The sequence below is a fragment of the Janthinobacterium pasteuri genome, assembly GCF_051380775.1.
Taxonomy (GTDB): domain Bacteria; phylum Pseudomonadota; class Gammaproteobacteria; order Burkholderiales; family Burkholderiaceae_D; genus Janthinobacterium.
Genome location: NZ_JBNYXS010000012.1, coordinates 143,272 through 161,914, shown reverse-complemented (window position 1 = coordinate 161,914; position 18,643 = coordinate 143,272). Strand labels below are relative to the sequence as shown.

The following is an 18,643-nucleotide window of genomic DNA, read 5'->3' as shown; positions in this document are numbered from 1 at the left end:
GCCGGGCTCAGCCACCAGGCCGTCAACGTGCGCGCCGGCATCCGCGTACAGGGCGCCGCCCACGTGCAGAACGTCAATGCCTACCACAGCCGCTTGCGCGGCTGGCTGCGCATATTCAACGGGGTAGCCAGCCATTACCTGCCGAATTATCTGGGGTGGCGCTGGATACTCGACGCCGGACGCATCCGCTCCCCAGAAACATTGTTGAAGGCAACCATCGGAGAGTTCCCACACCTTACGGTGACATAGCCAAAAAAAACGGAGGACTCGCGTGAATCAAACGGACCAGTTGGCGGTACTGAAAAAACCGCTGCCCGCATCCCTTGCTGCCGTACTTTCCCTGATCTTTGCCGACCGCTTTTCCATGACGCAAGCCATGCGCGAACACCATGGCCGCGACGAGTCGAGCTATCCCCCCATGTTACCGGACGCTGTCATCTTCGCCCATTCCACCGAGGAAGTGGCGGCCGCCGTCAAGCTGTGCAGCGCACACGACGTGCCCGTCATCGCCTATGGCAGTGGCACCTCGCTCGAAGGCCACGTGCTGGCCCTGCATGGTGGCGTGACGATTGATCTGTCGCAAATGAACGCCATGGTCGCCGTGCATGCTGAAGACTTGACGGCCACCTTACAGGCGGGCGTGACGCGCAAGCAGCTGAACGAGGAAATCCGCGACACGGGTCTGTTCTTCCCCATCGACCCCGGCGCCAATGCGTCGCTGGGCGGCATGGCCGCCACGCGCGCCTCGGGCACGAATGCCGTACGCTACGGCACCATGCGTGAAAACGTGCTGGCCCTGACGGTGGTGACGGCCGATGGCCGCATCATCAAGACGGGCACGCGGGCGAAAAAATCCTCGGCCGGCTACGACCTGACGCGCTTGTTTGTCGGCAGCGAGGGAACGTTGGGCATCATCACGGAAGTGACGGTGAAACTGTATCCGCTGCCCGAGGCGATCTCGGCGGCTGTTTGTTCTTTTCCCGGCACGGGCGAGGCCGTCAACGCCGTGATCCAGACCATCCAGATGGGTGTGCCCGTGGCACGGGTCGAGTTTCTCGATGAAAACGGCGTCAAAGCCATCAATGCCTACGACAAGATGGCGCTGCCGCAAAAACCCTTATTATTGTTTGAATTCCACGGCACGCCGGCCAGCGTGGCCGAGCAGGCGCAACTGGTGCAAGCCATCACGGCGGAGCACGGTGCCAGCGATTTCGAGTGGGCCAGCCGCCCCGAAGAGCGCTCGCGCCTGTGGGCCGCGCGCCATAACGCGTATTTCGCCCTGCTGCAGATGCGCCCCGGCAGCCGCGCCATTTCCACTGATTGCTGCGTGCCCATTTCCCGTCTGGCCGAATGCATCCTGGCCACCAAGGCCGATTGCGAGGCGCAGGGCCTGGTCTACGCCATCATCGGCCACGTGGGCGACGGCAATTTCCACGTGCAGATGCTGGTCGACCCCGATGATCCCGCCGACATCGCCCGCGCGGAAAAGGTCAACAGCGACATGGTCACGCGCGCCATCTGCATGGACGGCACCTGCACGGGCGAACACGGCGTGGGCATGCACAAGATGGCTTTCCTGGTGGAAGAGCATGGCGAAGGCGCCATCGACACCATGCGCGCCTTGAAACACGCGCTGGACCCGAAGAACATCATGAATCCGGGCAAGATCGTGCGCTGGTAATCAGGCCGTCAATTCCATGCGCATCGGCACAAACGCGATGCCGCCCGTCTCCACCTTCGGTCCCGTAGCGACAAAGTCCAGGCTTTCATACAGGGGCAAGGCGTAGGCCGAGGAGTTGACGGTAAATGCCGTCACGCCGCCCCTGGCCAGCGACGCATCGCGGGCGGCCTTCCACAGGCGGCGCGCCATGCCGCGCCGGTGCAGGGCGCGCGGCACGAACATGTGGAACAGGTGCGTGTTGTCGCGCATGGCCACCACGCCGGCCAGCTCGCCATCAATATGCGCGAGCTGGTAATGGTAGTTCGGTAGCGACAAATAGTTTTCGATGGCTGGCTGGCGGCAGTGTTCGATGAACGTTTCCGCCCCCGCGCCATCCGGGTGCAGGGTCAGAAAGGGCATCAGGTCGTCGATCAGGGCGACGATGGCGGGCGCGTCGGCGACCAGGGCGGGACGCAGTGTCGTTTCGGGTAAAGTAGTCATGATGACAATCATGCCACCGCCTGGACGATATTGACAAGCATCAACAGAAATCGCGGCTGCTGGTGCGCAAACGCCCCAACAGATGCGACATGTCGACCAGGCGCTTGGCCACCAGGTTGCGCACCAGTCCCTCCCTTTGCCACACGCCATATACGCCCAGCAGGGGTGCGCTCAACACTTCGCGCCGCTGGCTTTCCACCAGATCGGGCCAGACGATGACGTTGACCGTGCCCGTCTCGTCTTCCAGGGTCATGAAGATGACGCCCTTGGCCGTGCCCGGTCGCTGGCGCACGGTGACGATGCCGCAGGCGCGCGCCAGTTGGCCATTCGTGTAGCTGGCAAGCGCGGATGCGGGCAGAAAACGCTGTTCCAGCAATGACTTGCGCAGCAGCGCAAGCGGGTGGCGGCCCAGGGTCAGGCCTTGCGAACGGTAGTCGCTGACGATACTCTCCCCCTCCGTGGGAGCGGCCAGCACGGGTAAGTCTTCCTCTGGTGTGGTGGAACGCAGCAAATCCCTGTCGGGCACGGCGCCGGCCGCCTGCCACAGCGCCTCGCGCCGGTGGCCGGCCAGCGCGTGCAGCGCGTTACCGGCGGCGAGCACCTGCAAGTCATGACGGTCCAGGCCACCACGCCGCGCCAGGTCGGCCACGTCGACGAAGGCGGCGATGGCGCGCGCATCCTCGATGCGTTGGGCCGCCTCGCCACGCATGCCGAACAGGCTGTTCAAGCCGAGGCGCACGGCGGGTGAGGTGCCCTGCCCTTCTTCCAATGCCGCTTCCCAGCCGCTGACGGCCACGTCGACGGGCAGCACTTGCACGCCATGCCGGCGAGCATCCTGCACCAGTTGCGATGGACTGTAAAAGCCCATGGGCTGGCTGTTGAGCAAGGCGCACAGGAAGGCAGCCGGTTCGTGGCATTTCAGCCAGGAACTGGCGTAGGTCAGCAGGGCAAAACTGGCCGCATGCGACTCGGGGAAACCGTATTCGCCGAAACCCTCGATCTGGCTGAAGATGGCCTCGGAAAATTCTTTCTCATAACCATTGTCCACCATGGCATCGACGATGCGGTCATGGTAATTGTTCATGCCGCCCTTGCGTTTCCAGGCCGCCATGGCGCGCCGCAACTGATCCGCTTCGCCGGGCGTGAAATCGGCCGCGATGATGGCCACCTGCATCACCTGCTCCTGGAAGATGGGGATGCCCAGGGTGCGCCCCAGCGCCTTTTCCAGGCCCTTCGGATACTCGACCGGCTCTTTCTGCTGGCGCCGCTGCAAGTACGGATGCACCATGCCGCCCTGGATGGGGCCGGGGCGCACCAGCGCCACCTCGATGACGAGGTCGTAGAATTCACGGGGACGCAGCCGAGGCAGCATGCTCATCTGCGCGCGCGACTCGATCTGGAACACGCCGATGGTGTCCGCCTGGCACATCATGTCGTAGGTGGCGGGGTCTTCGGCGGGAATATCCTGCAGGCGGAATTCCTCGCCGCGCCGCGCACTGACCAGCTCCAGGGCACGGCGCAAGGCCGACAGCATGCCCAGCGCCAGCACGTCGACCTTCATCAAGCCCAGTTCCTCCAGGTCATTCTTGTCCCACTCGATGACGCTGCGCTCGGCCATGCTGGCGTTTTCAATCGGTACCAGGCGCGACAACTTCCCTTGCGCGATGACAAAGCCGCCCGGATGCTGGGACAGGTGCCGGGGAAAACCCAGCAGTTGCTGCGCCAGGCCGGCCCACTGCTGCGACAACTCCGCCTCCGGGTCCAGCCCGCATTCGGCCAGGCGCTCCAGCAGATCGCGCTTGCCGTCGAACCAGCGATGCGCTTTGGCCACTTTTTCCACGATGGCCAGGTCGATCCCCAGCGCCCGGCCGCTGTCGCGCAAGGCGCTTTTCGGCCGGTAGCTGATCACCACGGCCGCCAGCGCGGCCCGCTCGCGGCCATATTTTCCGTAGATGTATTGAATGACCTCTTCACGCCGCTGGTGCTCGAAATCGACGTCGATATCGGGCGGCTCGTTGCGCTCGCGCGACATGAAGCGCTCGACCAGGCAATTGCCGCGCGCCGGGTCCACTTCCGTGATGTGCAGGCAATAGCAGACAGCCGAGTTGGCGGCCGAGCCCCGGCCCTGGCACAGGATGTTTTGCGCGCGTGCAAAGCGCACGATGTCGTACACGGTCAAAAAATACGGCTCGTAGGAAAGGTCGGCGATCAGTTCCAGCTCGTGCTCGATCTGCTGCTGCACGTTTGCCGGGATACCCAACGGAAAGCGGATGCGCGCGCCCGCATAGGTTTCCTCGCGCAGATACGTCGCTGGCGTGTGGCCGTCCGGCACCAGCTCGTCGGGATAGTCATAGCGCAAGCTGTCGAGGGAAAATTCGCACATCCTGGCGATGCGCACGGTTTCCGCCAGCGCTTGCGGCGGATACACATTGGCCAGGCGCAAGCGCGCGCGCAGATGCTGTTCCGCATTTTGCGCCAGCGCATAGCCGCACTCGCCCACGGACTTGCCCACGCGTATCGCGCACAGGGTGTCGAGCAAAGGCTTGCGCGAACGCACATGCATGCATACATGGCCGACGGCCACCACGGGCAAGCCCAGCGCCAGCGCAACGTCCTGCACGCCGCTGCGGTGCGCGTCATCCTGGGCCCGCTGCAGCAGGTTCAGGCCGATCCAGCTGCGCTCGCTTCCAAAGGTGGACACCATCCACGCGCCCTGCGCGCGCAGCGTTTCGGGCCGGGCCGGATAGCTGGGCAGCAAGATCATCAGGCAGCCGGGCAAACCCTGCAAATGGGCAAACTCGGACGAAGGCGCGGCGAAATCCTCGGGCGTCAGCAAATAACGCCCCTTGGCCGCCCGCGTGCGCGCCATGGTGATCAGTTCCGACAGATTGCCGTAACCGTCGCGGTCCTGCACCAGCGCCAGCAAGGACAGCGCCGCGCTACCGTCGGCCTGCGTCAAATGAAAATGCGCGCCGATAATCAGGGGAAAACCGGCCCGCTTGGCTGTCGCATGGGCGCGCACGACGCCCGCCAGCGAACATTCGTCCGTGATGGCCACCGCCTTGTAACCGAGCTGGACAGAGCGCGCCACCAACTCTTCCGCATGCGAGGCCCCATGCAGGAAGCTGAAATTGCTCAGGCAGTACAACTCAACATACTCGGGTAAAACAGCGCCCCACATGATCCACCTCAATACTGTATATAAACACAGTATATTATACTTATCTGGATTCGGGCTAATCGTTTATGCTGGTGTTTTACCTTTTGCCTCGACCGCCATGATCGCTCATCTCTTGAAATGTTTCGGCGCCGCACCCGGTGGCGGCAATGCGGCGCTGGTCGTGGAAAATGAGCACGGTAGCGTAACGGCGCGCCAGGCCTTCGCCCGCGAACGCCAGGTCAGCGCCTGCGTCTTCATCGACCGGCAAGCGGACGGCGGCATCGTGCTCGACTATTTTTATCCGCACACGCGCAGCCCCCTGTGCCTGCATGCCACCCTGGCGGCCGCGCATGTGCTGCTGACGGTGCCTGGCGCCCCGGCAGCCCTGACGGTGAGCACGGCCATGCACGGGCAAGCCTTGCAACTGGTGCGCCGCGCGGAAAATTTTTTCATCGGCCTGGTGCCGCAGCCGGCACCTGCCGTCAGCCTGGAAAAGTATGTGCCGTCAGAACTCATGGGCCAGCACATGCACTTGCTGTCGCCGCCCGTGATCGCCTCGGTCGGCAGTCCTAAGCTGTTGCTGGAAGTGGCCGACCGCACCACCCTGCGCGCGCTGCGGCCGAACCTGGAACTGATCGCCGACTGGAGCGCCTTGCACAAGGTCAACGGCTGCTATGCGTATTGCCGCACGGGCGAGAACGCATACGAGGGGCGCAACTTCAACCACCTCGACCCGGCGCTGGAAGACAGCGCCACGGGCGTGGCGGCGGGCGCGCTGGCATCGCATTTGCAACAGTCGCTGCGCCTGCATCAGGGCCACGTGACGCAGCAACCGTGTTTGATCGACGTGCAATACAGCCCCGGGGAGATCCTGGTGGGCGGCATGGTGCAACGCAGCACCTGAATGGGGCATCGCGCACCAGCGCAAGGCAAGCCAGGCGGTGAACAAAAGATAGTCAACCAGGAAACAACAGTTACGGCAGATTTGTAATAACAAAACAAAGTATCGCTGGTGGAGGATGAAATGATGGCACTAAAATCAAGTCACAATACCACTTGGAGACACCGCGTGCCGACCCTCACCACCTTGCGTAAAGCCATCCTCATCAGCCTGTACGGCAGCACCACCCTGGCCGCCTTCAGTCCCGCCGCCATGGCCCAGAGCACGGAAGCGACCGCCACGGACGGCCCCGTGCAAACGGTCAGCGTGGTCGGCTCGCGCCGGGTCACCAGTTCCGCCACCGACACCATGGTGCCGGTCGATATCATTCCGATTTCCAGGGTGGCCGAGCAAGGCGGTCAGTTTGACCTGGCGCAATCGCTGCAATACATCTCGCCCTCGTTCAACTCCACGCGCCAGACGGGCGCCGACGGGGCCGACCTCGTCGATTCGGCCGCCCTGCGTGGCCTCGGTTCCGACCAGACCCTGGTGCTGGTGAACGGCAAACGGCGCCACACGACGGCCCTGGTCAACCTGTTCGGCGCGCGCAACCGCGGCAACACGGGCACGGACATGAATGCGATTCCGTTGTTGGCGATCAAGAACGTGCAAGTACTGCGCGACGGCGCCGCCGCCCAGTATGGCTCGGACGCCATTGCCGGCGTGATCGACATCGAACTGAAGAAAAGCCTGGGTTGCGAAGCGGTGGCCGGCTACAGCCAATACTCGGCCGGCGACGGCAAGAACTACATGACCTCCGCCTACTGCGGCATCGCGCTGGGCGACAAGGGTACCTTGGCCATCACGGGCGAATACCTGGACCGGGGCCGCTCGAACCGGGCCGACGCGGACAGCATGCGCATCATTGGCGACACCAAATCGCAAAACAAGACGCTGTACATCAATGGCGACTACGCCACCAGCAGCACGGGCAAACTGTACTTCACGGCCGGCGCGCAGACGCGCGACGCGTCCAGCGCCGCATTCGGCCGGGGTGGCATCGGCAGCGAAGACATTCCGTCGCGCAATTCGGCCGCCATGTATCCGAATGGTTTCGTACCGTTCATTAACGGCAAGATCGATGACCAGTACGCCACCATCGGCCACCGCAGCCAGATCGGCGAATGGCATGCTGACTTTTCGCAAACCTATGGCTACAACAAGATGCGCTACGACATCAGCCATACCTTGAACGCCTCGATTGCCAACCTCGACCTGATAAACGGCGGCAAGGGCGTCAGCGCCAGCAGCTATGACGCGGGCGGCTTCTCGTTCCAGCAACTGACCAGCAACGCCGATTTCAGCCGCTTTTACGACACGGTGATGAGCGGCATGAACGTGGCCTTCGGTGCAGAATACCGCAGCGAGGAATACAAGATCATGGCCGGCGAAGCGGGCTCCTACAGCGACGCCGATGGCGTGGGCGTGGGCGGCAATGCGGGCAGCCAGGGCTTTCCCGGCTTCCAGCCCGGCGACGCCACCAAGGCCAAACGCCACAGCATCGCCGCGTATGCCGACGTGGAACTGGACTGGACAGATCGATTTAAAACGCAAGCGGCCCTGCGCTATGAAAAATTCAGCGACTTCGGCTCCACCGTGACGGGCAAGCTGGCCGCCAGCTACAAGGTGGCACCCGACGTGCTGCTGCGCGGCTCGGCCAGCACGGGCTTCCGCGCGCCGTCGCTGCAGCAAGTGTATTTCTCGTCCACCTTCACCGACTTCATCGGCGGCGTGCCCACCGACGTGGTGCTGGCACCGAACGGCGGCACCGTCGCCAACGCGGCCGGCATCCCGAAATTGAAGGAAGAAAAATCCACCAGCTTCACGTTCGGCACCACCTGGACGCCGACGCAAGCCATTTCCGTCACGGCCGACTTGTACAACATCAAGATCAAGGACCGCATCGTGCTGTCGGGCCGCTTCAATGCCGACAACTATCCGGACCTGGCGGCGCGCCTGGCCCTGTTGGGCGTGGGCGAGGCGCAATTCTTCGTCAACTCCATCGACACGCGCACGCGCGGCCTGGACTTGACGGCCTCGCACAAGGGTGAACTGGCCGGCAACCGCCTGAACACCTTCCTGGCCTTGAACTTGAGCAAAACGGAAGTGACGAAGGTCAAGACGCCCGCCTCGCTGACGGGCTTCGAGGATGTCTTGCTGTCCGAGCGCGAACGCCTGTTCATCGAACAGGGCGGCCCCCGCGCGAAAGCCACCCTGGGCTTCGACTACATCACGGGCAAGCTGGAATCGGACCTGCGCATCATCTATTTTGGCCCGCAAACCCTGGGCACCTTCAGCGGCACGGCCGCCGGCGTGCCCAACGCCCATTATGCGGCCAAGACTTCAGCCGACCTGAGCTTCACCTACAGCATCAACAAAAATACCAAGCTCACTTTCGGCGGCAACAATATCTTCAACGTCAAGCCCACCACGCAAAACGCGGATGAAACGGACAATGGTTTCAAATACGACAGCGTGCAGTTCGGCCTGAACGGCGCCTCGTATTTCGGCCGCCTGTGGGTGAAGTTCTGATCGCCCTGTCCGCCTGAAGAAACAGCGGCTGCGCCAATATGGGCAGCCGCTGTTTTTTTATGCGCAGATCAATACGCAGTGAACAATCTTTGCCCTGCGGCGGAAAGCACGGATAATAGCGGCTAACTCATCAGCACAGTATTGGATTACCTCATGGAAATTAAAGTCAACTTTCTCGACAAGCTGCGTCTCGAAGCCAAGTTCGACGATTTTACCGTCATCGCCGACCAGCCCATCCGCTACAAGGGTGATGGTTCGGCGCCTGGCCCGTTCGATTACTTTTTGGCATCGTCGGCACTGTGCGCGGCCTACTTCGTGAAGTTGTATTGCGATACACGCAATATTTCCACCGAGAATATCCGCCTGTCGCAAAACAATATCGTCGATCCGGAAAACCGTTATCAGCAGATTTTCAAGATCCAGGTCGAGTTGCCGGCCGATATCTCGGCCAAGGACCGCCAGGGCATCCTGCGCTCGATCGACCGTTGCACGGTGAAAAAAGTGGTGCAAACGGGGCCAGAATTCGTCATTGAAGAAGTCGAGAACCTGGACGCCGATGCGCAGGCCTTGCTGACCTTGAATCCGGATCCGGGCGCGAGCACCTATATCGTGGGCAAGGATTTGCCGCTGGAACAGACCATCGCCAATATGTCCAGCCTGCTCGCTGGCCTGGGCATCAAGATTGAAATCGCCTCGTGGCGCAACATCATTCCGAATGTGTGGTCGCTGCATATCCGCGACGCGCACTCGCCCATGTGTTTCACCAACGGCAAGGGCGCGACCAAGGAAAGCGCGCTGGCGTCAGCCCTGGGCGAGTATATCGAACGGCTCAGCAACAACCATTTCTATGCGGGTTCGTTCTGGGGTAACGACATCGCCAACGCGGATTTTGTCCATTACCCGAACGAACGCTGGTTCAAGCCGGGCCGCAAGGATGCGCTGCCGAAGGAGATTCTCGATGCCTATTGCCTCGATATCTACAACCCCGATGGCGAACTGCGCGGCTCGCACCTGATCGACACCAACTCCGGCAATGCGGAGCGCGGCATCTGCTCGCTGCCGTATGTACGCCAGTCCGATGGCGAGGTCGTGTACTTCCCGTCCAACCTGATCGAAAACTTATATGTCAGCAACGGCATGAGCGCCGGCAATACCCTGGTCGAAGCGCAGGTGCAATGTCTGTCAGAAATTTTTGAGCGTGCCGTCAAGCGCGAAATCCTCGAAGGCGAAATCGCCCTGCCCGACGTGCCGCAAGAAGTGCTGGCGAAGTATCCGGGCATCCTGGCCGGCATCGCCGGGCTGGAAGAACAGGGTTTCCCCGTGCTGGTGAAAGATGCGTCGCTGGGCGGCGTGTACCCGGTGATGTGCGTCACCCTGATGAACCCGCGCACGGGCGGCGTGTTTGCCTCGTTCGGCGCGCACCCGAGCCTGGAAGTGGCGCTCGAGCGCAGCCTGACGGAATTGCTGCAGGGCCGCAGTTTTGAAGGCTTGAACGATTTGCCGCAGCCCACCTTTGCCAGCGAAGCCGTCACCGAGCCGAATAACTTCGTCGAACACTTCATCGATTCCAGCGGCATCGTCTCGTGGCGCTTCTTCAGTGCCAGGGCCGATTACGATTTTGTCGAGTGGGATTTCTCCGGCCACGGCGAAAACTCGAACGCCGAGGAAGCGGCCACCCTGTTCGGCATCCTCGCCGACATGGGCAAGGAAGTGTACACGGCCGAGTACGACCAGCTGGGCGCCACCGCCTGCCGCATCCTCGTGCCCGGTTATTCGGAAGTGTATCCGGTCGAAGATTTAATCTGGGACAACACCAACAAGGCGCTGCTGTTCCGCGCCGACATCCTGAACTTGCATAAGCTGGACGATGCCAGCCTGGAAGACCTGCTCGATCGCCTGGAAAATAGCGAGCTTGACGAGTACGGCGACATCGCCACGCTGATCGGCATCGAGTTTGACGAAAACACGGTGTGGGGCCAGCTGACGACGCTGGAATTGAAGCTGCTGATTCATCTCGCCTTGCAGCAATTCGAGGAAGCGAAAGAGCTGGTGGAAACCTTCTTGCAGTACAACGACAACACGCTCGAACGCAAACTGTTCTATCAAGCCTTGAACGTGGTGCTGGAAGTGGAACTCGATGACGAGCTGGAGCTGGACGATTACGTCGTCAATTTCCGCCGCATGTTTGGCGACGCCCGCATGGACGCGGTGCTGGGCTCGGTGGACGGCAGCGTGCGCTTCTTCGGCCTGACGCCGACCAGCATGCAACTGGAAGGCCTCGACAGGCACCAGCGCCTGATCGACAGCTTCAAGAAATTGCACGCGGCGCGCGCCAAGGCTGCGGCCCGCTAGGGTGGAAAGCCAGGGCTGCTAGCAACCGGCTGACGAGAGTCAGCCGCCTGCCAGCGCTGCGATCTCCTTCTGCATGTTTTCAATGGCCCTCTGGTTGTACTGGTCGGCGAAATACGCATCGCCAAACAGCTGGCCCGCCTGCGCCTTGCTGCATAAATGCTGCAGCGCCAGGCCCCGCTGTTCGTTGAAGCGCACGGGATCCACATGCGCGTACTCGCGGCCGATGGCTTGCGTATAGGCGTGGTACACCTCTTCATCTTGCCCCAGGATGGCCAGGTCGGCGCTGAGCATGGCGTCCTTCAGCGCGTGGCTGATACCGGGGCCCTGGAAATGGTCGGTGACGCGTATCAATTGCGCCACATCGAGGTTGTCCCCGGCATCGAGGCCGCTGGCCAGCCATAACTGGGCGCTCGCCTCTTCGCTCGAATACAGGGCGTCTTCGTCGTGGCTATAGACGGCGTCGTGGAACCAGAAGGCTTTTTTGACCAGCGCGCTGTCGCGTTTGGGCGCATTGGTATTGTCGGCCCACACACGGATTTCCGACAGGCCGTGCACCAGGTGGTCGAGGTTGTGATAATGACGGTCCGCGCCGCCATACGCCTGCGGTCCCGTCAGGTGCGCGAACCAGTGATCAGCCAGCGCGATGTCGGCTTGCGAGGCGCTAGCGTAATTCCACAGCGCTTCCCACTCCTTGCGCAGGCAGTCGAGTATCCACGCCTGGTAGGCAGGACCGGGGACGAATTTTTTCATGGTCCAGTTCCAGCCCACGGGACCTTCCAGCGCCTTGACGAAGCTGGAACTGACGGAACCGAGGTCACGCGGCGGCATGACGAAAATCGTCTTGGCACCAGCAAGTACGTCCACATTCGTTTGCTGGATCAGGTTTTCATAATCGAAATCGGCCGTCGTGCGGATGCCGCGTATCAGATAGTCGCAGCCATGCTTTTTCGCCGCGCGCGCCGTGTAGTCGCCCTTGACGATAACTACCTGCACATTCTCCCAGCCGCACTCGCGCGCGCTCTGCTCGATGATGCGCTTGCGGTCTTCGGCGGGAAATTGCGGCTTCTTGGCGGGGTTTTGCGACAGGAAGACGATCACCTCGTCGGCAAGCGAACGCGCTTCGCCGATCACCCACATATGGCCGTTGGTGATGGGGTCGAGGGTTCCTGAAAATCCGATTCTCTGCATGTGCACTCCGTGGTCTGGTTCTGCTTGTTTCGCAGACAATATAGGGCCACGGCGCGCACGTCAATGCACCAGGTTAAAGATTCGCCTCAACCCGCCTCGATCTGGAGGGAAATCTGCCTCATTTTTTCACCGCCTGGGGGAATTCCACGCGCACGCACAGGCCGCCCAGGCGCTCGGATTTATCCAGCACCAGACGCGCGCCATGGCGTTCGGCGATGGCCTTGATGATGGCCAGCCCCAGGCCGCTGCCGTTGGCGTCCGTGCCGGGCACGCGGTAAAAGCGGCTGAAGACGCGCTCGCGTTCCTCGGGCGCGATGCCTGGGCCGCTATCTTCCACGGACAAGGTCACGCCGACGGGGCTGGCGCGCAGGTCGATATCGACCGTGCCACCCTGCGGCGTGTACTTGATGGCGTTGTCGACCAGGTTGCGCAGCATGATGTTGAGCGCATCGGCCTGCCCCGCCACCTTGGCCGGGTCCATGTGGTGCAGGCCCAGGTCGATCTTGCGCGCCTGCGCGATACCGGCCATGTCGCCCAGCGCACGCTTGACGACATCGTTCAAGTCCACCGCCTGCAACTGGTCGCCGCTGGCGGCGCTCGCTTCCTGGCGCGCCAGCACCAGCAGTTGCTCGACCAGGCGCGTGGCCCGCTCGATGCCGGCGCTCACGCGCGAAATCGCCAGGCTGCGCTTTTCTTGCGATTCGGCCCGTTCCAGGCTGAGTACCTGCAACTTCAATGCCGCCAGCGGCGTGCGCAATTCATGCGCGGCGTCGGCGACGAAATGCTGCTGCGCGTCGAACGCCGTTTTCACTCGCCCGAACAGCAAATTCAGTTCATGCACCAGGGGGCGCACTTCGTCGGGCAAGCCCGCTTCCGAGACGGGCGACAGATCGTCCGCCTGGCGCGCCGCCACCTGCTTGCGCACGCGCGAAACGGGCGCCAGTGAACCGCTGACCACCCACCACACGACCAGCATCAATATCGGCGCCATCAGCGCAATGGGGCCCACCGTGCGCAGCGCCAGACTGCCGGCCATGCGCTTGCGCACGGCCATGTCCTGGGCGATCTGCACGGTCTGGGAACTGGTTTGCACGGAAAAGATGCGATAGGTGGTGCCGTTGGCTTTCACATTCGAAAAACCCAGCACGGCGCGCTGTGGCAGTTCCGCGCGCGTGATCGAGCGGAACACCTGCACGCCGTCCGGCGTCCACACCTGCACCACCATGTCGTTGTTGACGGGGTCGGCCGGCAACGCCTGCGCATGGTTGGCCAGCGGCGCGCCGGAGCGCAGCGACAGGGCCATCTGCTGCATGTGGTAATCGAAGATCTGGTCGGCGTCGTACAGGGCGCTGCGGTAGGCGATCGACGCCTGCGCCAGAGCCGCCATGATGATGGCTGCCAGCAAAAACCACAGCAGGCGGCCGCGCAGCGAGTGCGTCACCGTGACCTTCATCCTCATGCCTTGGGCACCATGTAGCCGAGGCCGCGCACGTTCTGGATCAAATCGCTGCCCAGCTTCTTGCGCAAGCCATGGATATACACTTCCACGGCATTGCTGTTGACTTCATCCTTCCAGCTGTACAGTTTTTCTTCCAGCTGCGCGCGCGACAGCACGATGCCGGGGCGCGCGATCAAGGCTTCCAGCACGGCCCATTCACGCGCCGACAGGTTGACGGGATGCCCCTCGGTGATCACTTCGCGCGTCAGCGGATTGATGGAGACGCCCTGGTGTTCGAAGATCGGTTCCGGCCGCCCCGAGGCGCGCCGCAGCAGGGCACGGATGCGCGCCAGCAGTTCGTCGAGATCATACGGCTTCAAGACGTAATCGTCGGCGCCCGCGTCGAGGCCCGCGATGCGCTGCTCGACGGCGTCACGCGCCGTGGCCACCAGCACCGGGGTATCGAGTTTGCGCAAACGCATCGAGCGCAGCACGTCGAGGCCATCCTTGCGCGGCAAGCCCAGGTCCAGCAGCACCAGGTCATAGGTCTGCGTCTGCAGGGCCGTGTCGGCCATGTCGCCATCCTTGACCCAGTCCACCGCGTAATGCTCGGCGCGCAGCAAGTCGAGCACCACCTCGCCGATCATCGTGTCGTCTTCTACCAGCAATAAGCGCATGGCTTGCCTCTCTATCTCGTTATTCTCGTTTTCAACCCAAACGCACGGGGATGAAGATCTTATCGGGGCCGCGCTGTATCAGCAAGGCCACCGACTTGGCGGATTTTTCCACCACATCGCGCACCTGCTCGACCGTGTTGACGGGACGGCCATTCACCGACAATAGCACGTCGCCCGGCTGCACTCCGGCATTCGCCGCCGCGCCGCCCGCGTCTTCCACCAGCAGGCCGGCACTGATGCCCGCCTCGCGTTTTTCATCCGATTGTAACGGACGCAATGCCAGGCCCAGCTTTACCTTGCCGGCCGCGCTGTCGCTCTTCGCCACCTCGGCCACCTTGTCGGCCGCATTGCCCAGCATCGCCGTCAGACTGACGATCTTGCCGTCACGCCAGACATCCATGCTGATCTTGTCGCCTGGCAAGGACGTGCCCACCAGCGCGGGCAAGTCGGCCGAGGCGATGATGCGCTGGCCATTCACCTTGCGCACCACGTCGCCCGACTTCAGGCCCGCCTTGTCGGCCGGACTGCCCCGCTCGACGTTGGCCACCAGCGCGCCTTCCGGCGTGGCCAGCTTGAACGAGTCGGCAAAGCCCTGGTTGACTTCCTGCACCGTCACGCCCAGCTTGGCATGGCTGGCCTTGCCCGTGGCGACGATCTGGTCCTTGATGCGGCCGGCCAGGTCGATCGGGATGGCGAACGACAAGCCCTGGAAGCCGCCCGTCTGGCTGTAGATCTGCGAATTGATGCCGACCACTTCGCCGCGCGTATTGAACAGGGGACCGCCCGAATTGCCGGGGTTCACCGCCACGTCGGTCTGGATGAACGGCACGTTGCTGTCGTCGGGCAGGGAACGGCCCTTGGCGCTGACCACGCCGGCCGTCACCGTGCTGTCGAAACCGTACGGCGAACCGATGGCCAGCACCCACTCACCCACTTTCAGGTCGCTCGAATGGCCGAGCGGCACGATGGGCAGGTTGTTGGCGTCGATTTTCAGCACGGCGATATCCGTCTTCGGATCGGTGCCCAGCACCTTGGCGCGAAATTCGCGGCGGTCGTTGAGCTTGACGGTCACTTCGCGCGCATCGCGCACCACGTGGGCATTCGTCATGATGACGCCGTCCGGGCTGACGATGAAGCCAGAACCGAGGCCATGCGTGGGCACGTCGCGGCCACCGCGCTGTCCGCCTTGCGGCCCCTGGAAGCGGCGGAAGAATTCGAAGAACGGGTCGTTGCCGAAGTCGTCGTTGCCGGCCTGGGCCGATGGGTCGTACGCCACCTTGGTGCTGCCCGTCACGCTGATATTGACGACGGCCGGGCTGTTGCGCGCGGCGATCTGGCTAAAGTCGGGCAAGGCCACCAGCGGCGCGGCAGCGGCAGGCGCCACGGCGGCAGCCACGGGGGCGGCGGGCATGCCGGCGGCGGCATTCGCGCCGGCATTGTTCTGATGCATCACCATGGCGCCACCGGCACCCAGCACACCGATCGCGGCCAGCGCGGCTACGGTGCGTTTGATTTTCAGCGATGCGGTATTGGTTTGCTGTTCCATGAATTGCTCCTCATTCAATGAGATTTTGATGTATGCAATAGTGGGCCACGAGTCTTAGGCGGTGCTTAACATTTTTCCATTTGGAAACAGGCATTGGCGCCTTTAAGCAGGGTTTAATCTTGCGTGCCGCGCGCATCTCGCATGGCGGGCGATGAAGGGCCCGAACGGGCTCTGGACGTGACACTGGCCGGATCAACCGGCCAGTATTTTACTGCATGGGGAGGGGCTACCCCCTCCCGCCTATGCCAGCGCTTGGCGCCGACATCCATTCAACTCAGATCAGGCTGCCTGGCGCTGTTCCAGCGCATTCACGTTGGTGGCGGAAGCGATGGTGTCGCTGCCGGTGCCGATCTCGACCTTGCGCGGTTTCAGCGCTTCCGGTACTTCACGCACCAGGTCGATGGTCAGCATGCCGTTTTCAAACGTGGCGCCCGTAACCTTCACGTGGTTGGCCAGCTGGAAACGCTGTTCGAAATCGCGGGCAGCGATGCCGCGATGCAAGAACGTGCGCTCGACGCCATCTTTCTGCTTGCGGCCCGTGATATGCAGCGAGTCGCGTTCGGTGATGATGTCGATCTCTTCGCGCGAGAAGCCGGCCAATGCCATCACGATCCGGTATTTATCTTCCGACACCAGTTCGATGTTGTAGGGCGGATAGCTGGGCTGTGCATCGGCGCGCTGTTCGTTGAGCAACTGTGCCAGGCGGTCAAAGCCAATGGCGGAACGGTACAGGGGAGCAAGGTCAAAAGTACGCATGATAAATATCCTTTTCAAATGAAGCGATAAGAGGGGCGGACCTCACCGTGAGCATCCGCTTGCTACCAATCTAAGGACGATCAAGCGGCCTTCAAGGCCTTGAAAAAGACGATTTTTGCCCCAGTGCCGACAATATTTTTGAGGCTTGCCGCGCAGCGGGCTAGTTGCCGGTGTGCAAGGCGCAAGCCAGCGCCGTCCGGTTACTCACGCCAAGCTTGCGATAAATCATATGCAACTGGTTGCGCACGGTGGCTGGCGACTTGTCGAGCGCTCGGGCGATGGATTTGTAGGGCGTGCCGCGCATGGCCATGGCCGCCACCAGCTGCTCGGCCGGCGTCAGGCGCTGCATGACAACGTTAGCGGATAACATATTTTCATGCATGGGCTGGCTCCCCGACCCTGCTGGCATCGCGCAAGGTCTTGCCGCGTTTTCTCATGATCGAACTGTCCTTTTCGGCTAGGCGGACCAGCTGCAATGCGGCCCTTCATGCTCTTGTTCGCAGCGCACCGCCATCCGGTTCAATCTTTTTGCAATGAAATTGCGCCAGCCCCTGCGCCCACGCCTTTGCAAGCCTCGAACTTACCAATACTGCACTATTTCCCCGATGCTATAATCGCCACGACGCCATTGCCTGCCCCCCCATTCAACCTGCCCCTGCCCCCTCGACCATGAGCGCATTGCCTGTCAATCCCGCCGAACTGCTCGCTGCTATGGCATCAGGCGACCAGCGCGCGCTGGACGCCCTGTACCGCGCCTGGTCGCCGCGCGTGCGCGTGTTTGCGCGCCTGCAGCTATCGGGCTCGGGGCTCGATGTGCACGCGGTCGCCGACGAAGTCACGGTGGACGTGTTCCACGATATCTGGCGCGCGCCCATGCGCTACGACGGCCGGGTGGCATTCGCCACCTGGCTGCTGACCCTGGCCCGCAACAAGGCCATCGACCAGCTCCGCCGCCACGGCAAGCGCGTGGCACGCGAAGTGCCGCTCGACAGCGATAGCGAGGAGCAGCAAGAGCAGGCGGAATACGATCCGGGACCACAGGTGGCGAGGGAAAGTCTGCAACGGCGCCATGCCGTGCTGAAATGCCTGCTGCGTCTGCGCAACCCGATGCAGCGCGAAAGCCTGACCCTGTGGGCCCTCGACGACCTGTCGGTGGCCGATATTGCCCATATTCAACAAGCACCGGAAGGCACCGTCAAGACGCGCTTGTTTCATGGCCGCATCAACTTACGCCAGTGCATACAGCGCTGGTTTGCCCAGGAAGGCGGCCGCCATGGCTAAGTCCATCGATCCTCAGGAACAGGCGCTGCGTGAGATGCTGCCAGACTACCTGAATGGCCATGCCCCCGCAGACGTGGCCAGCCGCATCGCCGCCAGGCTGGAAGGCGATCCGAACTGGGCCGCCGATGCCGACTGGCTGGACGATATCCGCACTGCCATCGAGGCCGAAGCGGCCAGCATGGATCCCGCCGCAGGGCTGGCGGAACTGCATCGCCGCCTCGAACGCCCCGCCTTCTGGCGCCGCTGGTACCAGCGCCTGGCGCTACCTGCACTGGCACCAATGGCCATGACGGCACTGGCCAGCCTGTGCATAGGCCAGGCATGGCTGCTGTGGCAGCAAGCAGCCCCGGCGGATCAACTGCGCTGGCGCAGCGTGCCGGGTGCAGTAGCGCCGCAGGCCAGCCTGCGTGTGCAATTCCTGCCAACTGCCAGCATGGCCCAGGTCGCTGCAGCGCTGGAGCAGGCACAGGCAGGCATCGTCGCCGGCCCCCTGCCTGACCACAGCTATCTGCTCGATGCGGCCGACCCGCAGGCGGCCCTGCGCAGCCTGCAAGCGAGCGGCGTCGCGAACGAAGCATCGCGCGTCGACGCGCACACCGCGCCATGAGGCAG

At 62.7% G+C, this 18,643-nt stretch carries 14 protein-coding genes and 1 pseudogene; 7 read left to right on the top strand and 8 right to left on the bottom strand.

Annotation, left to right across the window (positions count from 1 at the left end; translation table 11 throughout):
• Both ACQ4WN_RS14415 and ACQ4WN_RS14410 read left to right on the top strand, forming a co-directional pair.
• Positions 1-249, top strand: a pseudogene (locus ACQ4WN_RS14415) (IS1595 family transposase); the annotation flags it as partial.
• A 22-nt stretch (positions 250-271) separates the two neighbouring features.
• Positions 272-1,681, top strand: a complete 1,410-nt coding sequence (locus ACQ4WN_RS14410; RefSeq protein ID WP_436552156.1) for an FAD-binding oxidoreductase — start codon at positions 272-274, stop codon at positions 1,679-1,681.
• Here the strand turns inward: ACQ4WN_RS14410 and ACQ4WN_RS14405 are convergent, their stop codons facing one another.
• Positions 1,682-2,161 carry a GNAT family N-acetyltransferase gene (locus ACQ4WN_RS14405; RefSeq protein ID WP_436552155.1) on the bottom strand — a complete coding sequence of 160 codons (480 nt, stop codon included), beginning with the start codon at positions 2,159-2,161 and terminating at the stop codon, positions 1,682-1,684. It lies immediately after the preceding gene.
• A 40-nt stretch (positions 2,162-2,201) separates the two neighbouring features.
• Positions 2,202-5,342, bottom strand: a complete 3,141-nt coding sequence (locus ACQ4WN_RS14400) for an error-prone DNA polymerase (protein ID WP_436552154.1) — start codon at positions 5,340-5,342, stop codon at positions 2,202-2,204.
• Between the two features lie 97 nt (positions 5,343-5,439).
• Here ACQ4WN_RS14400 and ACQ4WN_RS14395 point away from each other — a divergent pair, with 97 nt between their 5' ends.
• The 3 genes from ACQ4WN_RS14395 to ACQ4WN_RS14385 all read left to right on the top strand — a co-directional run bounded on the left by ACQ4WN_RS14395 (position 5,440) and on the right by ACQ4WN_RS14385 (position 11,145).
• Positions 5,440-6,225: a PhzF family phenazine biosynthesis protein gene (locus ACQ4WN_RS14395; RefSeq protein WP_436552153.1), complete on the top strand. Its 786-nt coding sequence runs from the start codon at positions 5,440-5,442 to the stop codon at positions 6,223-6,225.
• A 165-nt stretch (positions 6,226-6,390) separates the two neighbouring features.
• A complete protein-coding gene (locus ACQ4WN_RS14390; RefSeq protein ID WP_436552152.1) occupies positions 6,391-8,793 on the top strand; it encodes a TonB-dependent receptor plug domain-containing protein in 2,403 nt (800 codons plus the stop codon).
• A 153-nt stretch (positions 8,794-8,946) separates the two neighbouring features.
• On the top strand, positions 8,947-11,145 hold the full coding sequence (locus tag ACQ4WN_RS14385) for an OsmC domain/YcaO domain-containing protein (RefSeq protein WP_436552151.1): 2,199 nt from the start codon (positions 8,947-8,949) through the stop codon (positions 11,143-11,145).
• A 39-nt stretch (positions 11,146-11,184) separates the two neighbouring features.
• Here ACQ4WN_RS14385 and coaD read toward each other — a convergent pair whose 3' ends face one another.
• The 6 genes from coaD to ACQ4WN_RS14355 all read right to left on the bottom strand — a co-directional run bounded on the left by coaD (position 11,185) and on the right by ACQ4WN_RS14355 (position 17,132).
• Complete coding sequence (coaD, locus tag ACQ4WN_RS14380; RefSeq protein WP_436552150.1) at positions 11,185-12,333, bottom strand: pantetheine-phosphate adenylyltransferase; 1,149 nt, start codon at positions 12,331-12,333, stop codon at positions 11,185-11,187.
• Positions 12,334-12,451: 118 nt separating this feature from the next.
• Complete coding sequence (locus tag ACQ4WN_RS14375; RefSeq protein WP_436552162.1) at positions 12,452-13,786, bottom strand: ATP-binding protein; 1,335 nt, start codon at positions 13,784-13,786, stop codon at positions 12,452-12,454.
• Positions 13,787-13,788: 2 nt separating this feature from the next.
• Positions 13,789-14,448, bottom strand: coding sequence for a response regulator (locus ACQ4WN_RS14370; protein WP_436552149.1), 660 nt, complete (start codon positions 14,446-14,448; stop codon positions 13,789-13,791).
• Positions 14,449-14,479: 31 nt separating this feature from the next.
• The gene (locus tag ACQ4WN_RS14365; protein WP_436552148.1) at positions 14,480-15,994 is read right to left on the bottom strand and encodes a Do family serine endopeptidase; all 1,515 of its coding nucleotides are present in this window, start codon (positions 15,992-15,994) and stop codon (positions 14,480-14,482) included.
• Between the two features lie 279 nt (positions 15,995-16,273).
• Entirely contained in the window at positions 16,274-16,750 is a 477-nt protein-coding gene (locus ACQ4WN_RS14360) for an Hsp20 family protein (RefSeq protein WP_436552147.1), read from the bottom strand.
• A 160-nt stretch (positions 16,751-16,910) separates the two neighbouring features.
• Positions 16,911-17,132 carry a helix-turn-helix domain-containing protein gene (locus tag ACQ4WN_RS14355; protein ID WP_436552146.1) on the bottom strand — a complete coding sequence of 74 codons (222 nt, stop codon included), beginning with the start codon at positions 17,130-17,132 and terminating at the stop codon, positions 16,911-16,913.
• 287 nt (positions 17,133-17,419) lie between these two features.
• Between ACQ4WN_RS14355 and ACQ4WN_RS14350 the strand changes: the two genes are divergently transcribed.
• Both ACQ4WN_RS14350 and ACQ4WN_RS14345 read left to right on the top strand, forming a co-directional pair.
• Entirely contained in the window at positions 17,420-18,031 is a 612-nt protein-coding gene (locus ACQ4WN_RS14350) for an RNA polymerase sigma factor (protein WP_436552145.1), read from the top strand.
• Positions 18,024-18,638 (top strand): hypothetical protein, encoded by a 615-nt coding sequence (locus ACQ4WN_RS14345; RefSeq protein ID WP_436552144.1) that lies wholly within the window; start codon positions 18,024-18,026, stop codon positions 18,636-18,638. Before ACQ4WN_RS14350 ends, ACQ4WN_RS14345 begins: the two co-directional genes overlap by 8 nt.
• The last annotated feature ends 5 nt before the right edge of the window (positions 18,639-18,643 follow it).

Excerpts from the sequence above, each read along its gene's own strand:
- ACQ4WN_RS14370 (WP_436552149.1), bottom strand. The coding sequence starts at position 14,448 with ATGCGCTTATTGCTGGTAGAAGACGACACGATGATCGGCGAGGTGGTG.
- ACQ4WN_RS14405 (WP_436552155.1), bottom strand. The coding sequence starts at position 2,161 with ATGACTACTTTACCCGAAACGACACTGCGTCCCGCCCTGGTCGCCGAC.
- ACQ4WN_RS14360 (WP_436552147.1), bottom strand. The coding sequence starts at position 16,750 with ATGCGTACTTTTGACCTTGCTCCCCTGTACCGTTCCGCCATTGGCTTT.
- ACQ4WN_RS14375 (WP_436552162.1), bottom strand. The coding sequence starts at position 13,786 with ATGAAGGTCACGGTGACGCACTCGCTGCGCGGCCGCCTGCTGTGGTTT.
- ACQ4WN_RS14345 (WP_436552144.1), top strand. The coding sequence starts at position 18,024 with ATGGCTAAGTCCATCGATCCTCAGGAACAGGCGCTGCGTGAGATGCTG.
- ACQ4WN_RS14395 (WP_436552153.1), top strand. The coding sequence starts at position 5,440 with ATGATCGCTCATCTCTTGAAATGTTTCGGCGCCGCACCCGGTGGCGGC.
- ACQ4WN_RS14350 (WP_436552145.1), top strand. The coding sequence starts at position 17,420 with ATGAGCGCATTGCCTGTCAATCCCGCCGAACTGCTCGCTGCTATGGCA.
- ACQ4WN_RS14365 (WP_436552148.1), bottom strand. The coding sequence starts at position 15,994 with ATGGAACAGCAAACCAATACCGCATCGCTGAAAATCAAACGCACCGTA.
- ACQ4WN_RS14400 (WP_436552154.1), bottom strand. The coding sequence starts at position 5,342 with ATGTGGGGCGCTGTTTTACCCGAGTATGTTGAGTTGTACTGCCTGAGC.
- ACQ4WN_RS14385 (WP_436552151.1), top strand. The coding sequence starts at position 8,947 with ATGGAAATTAAAGTCAACTTTCTCGACAAGCTGCGTCTCGAAGCCAAG.
- coaD (WP_436552150.1), bottom strand. The coding sequence starts at position 12,333 with ATGCAGAGAATCGGATTTTCAGGAACCCTCGACCCCATCACCAACGGC.
- ACQ4WN_RS14355 (WP_436552146.1), bottom strand. The coding sequence starts at position 17,132 with ATGCATGAAAATATGTTATCCGCTAACGTTGTCATGCAGCGCCTGACG.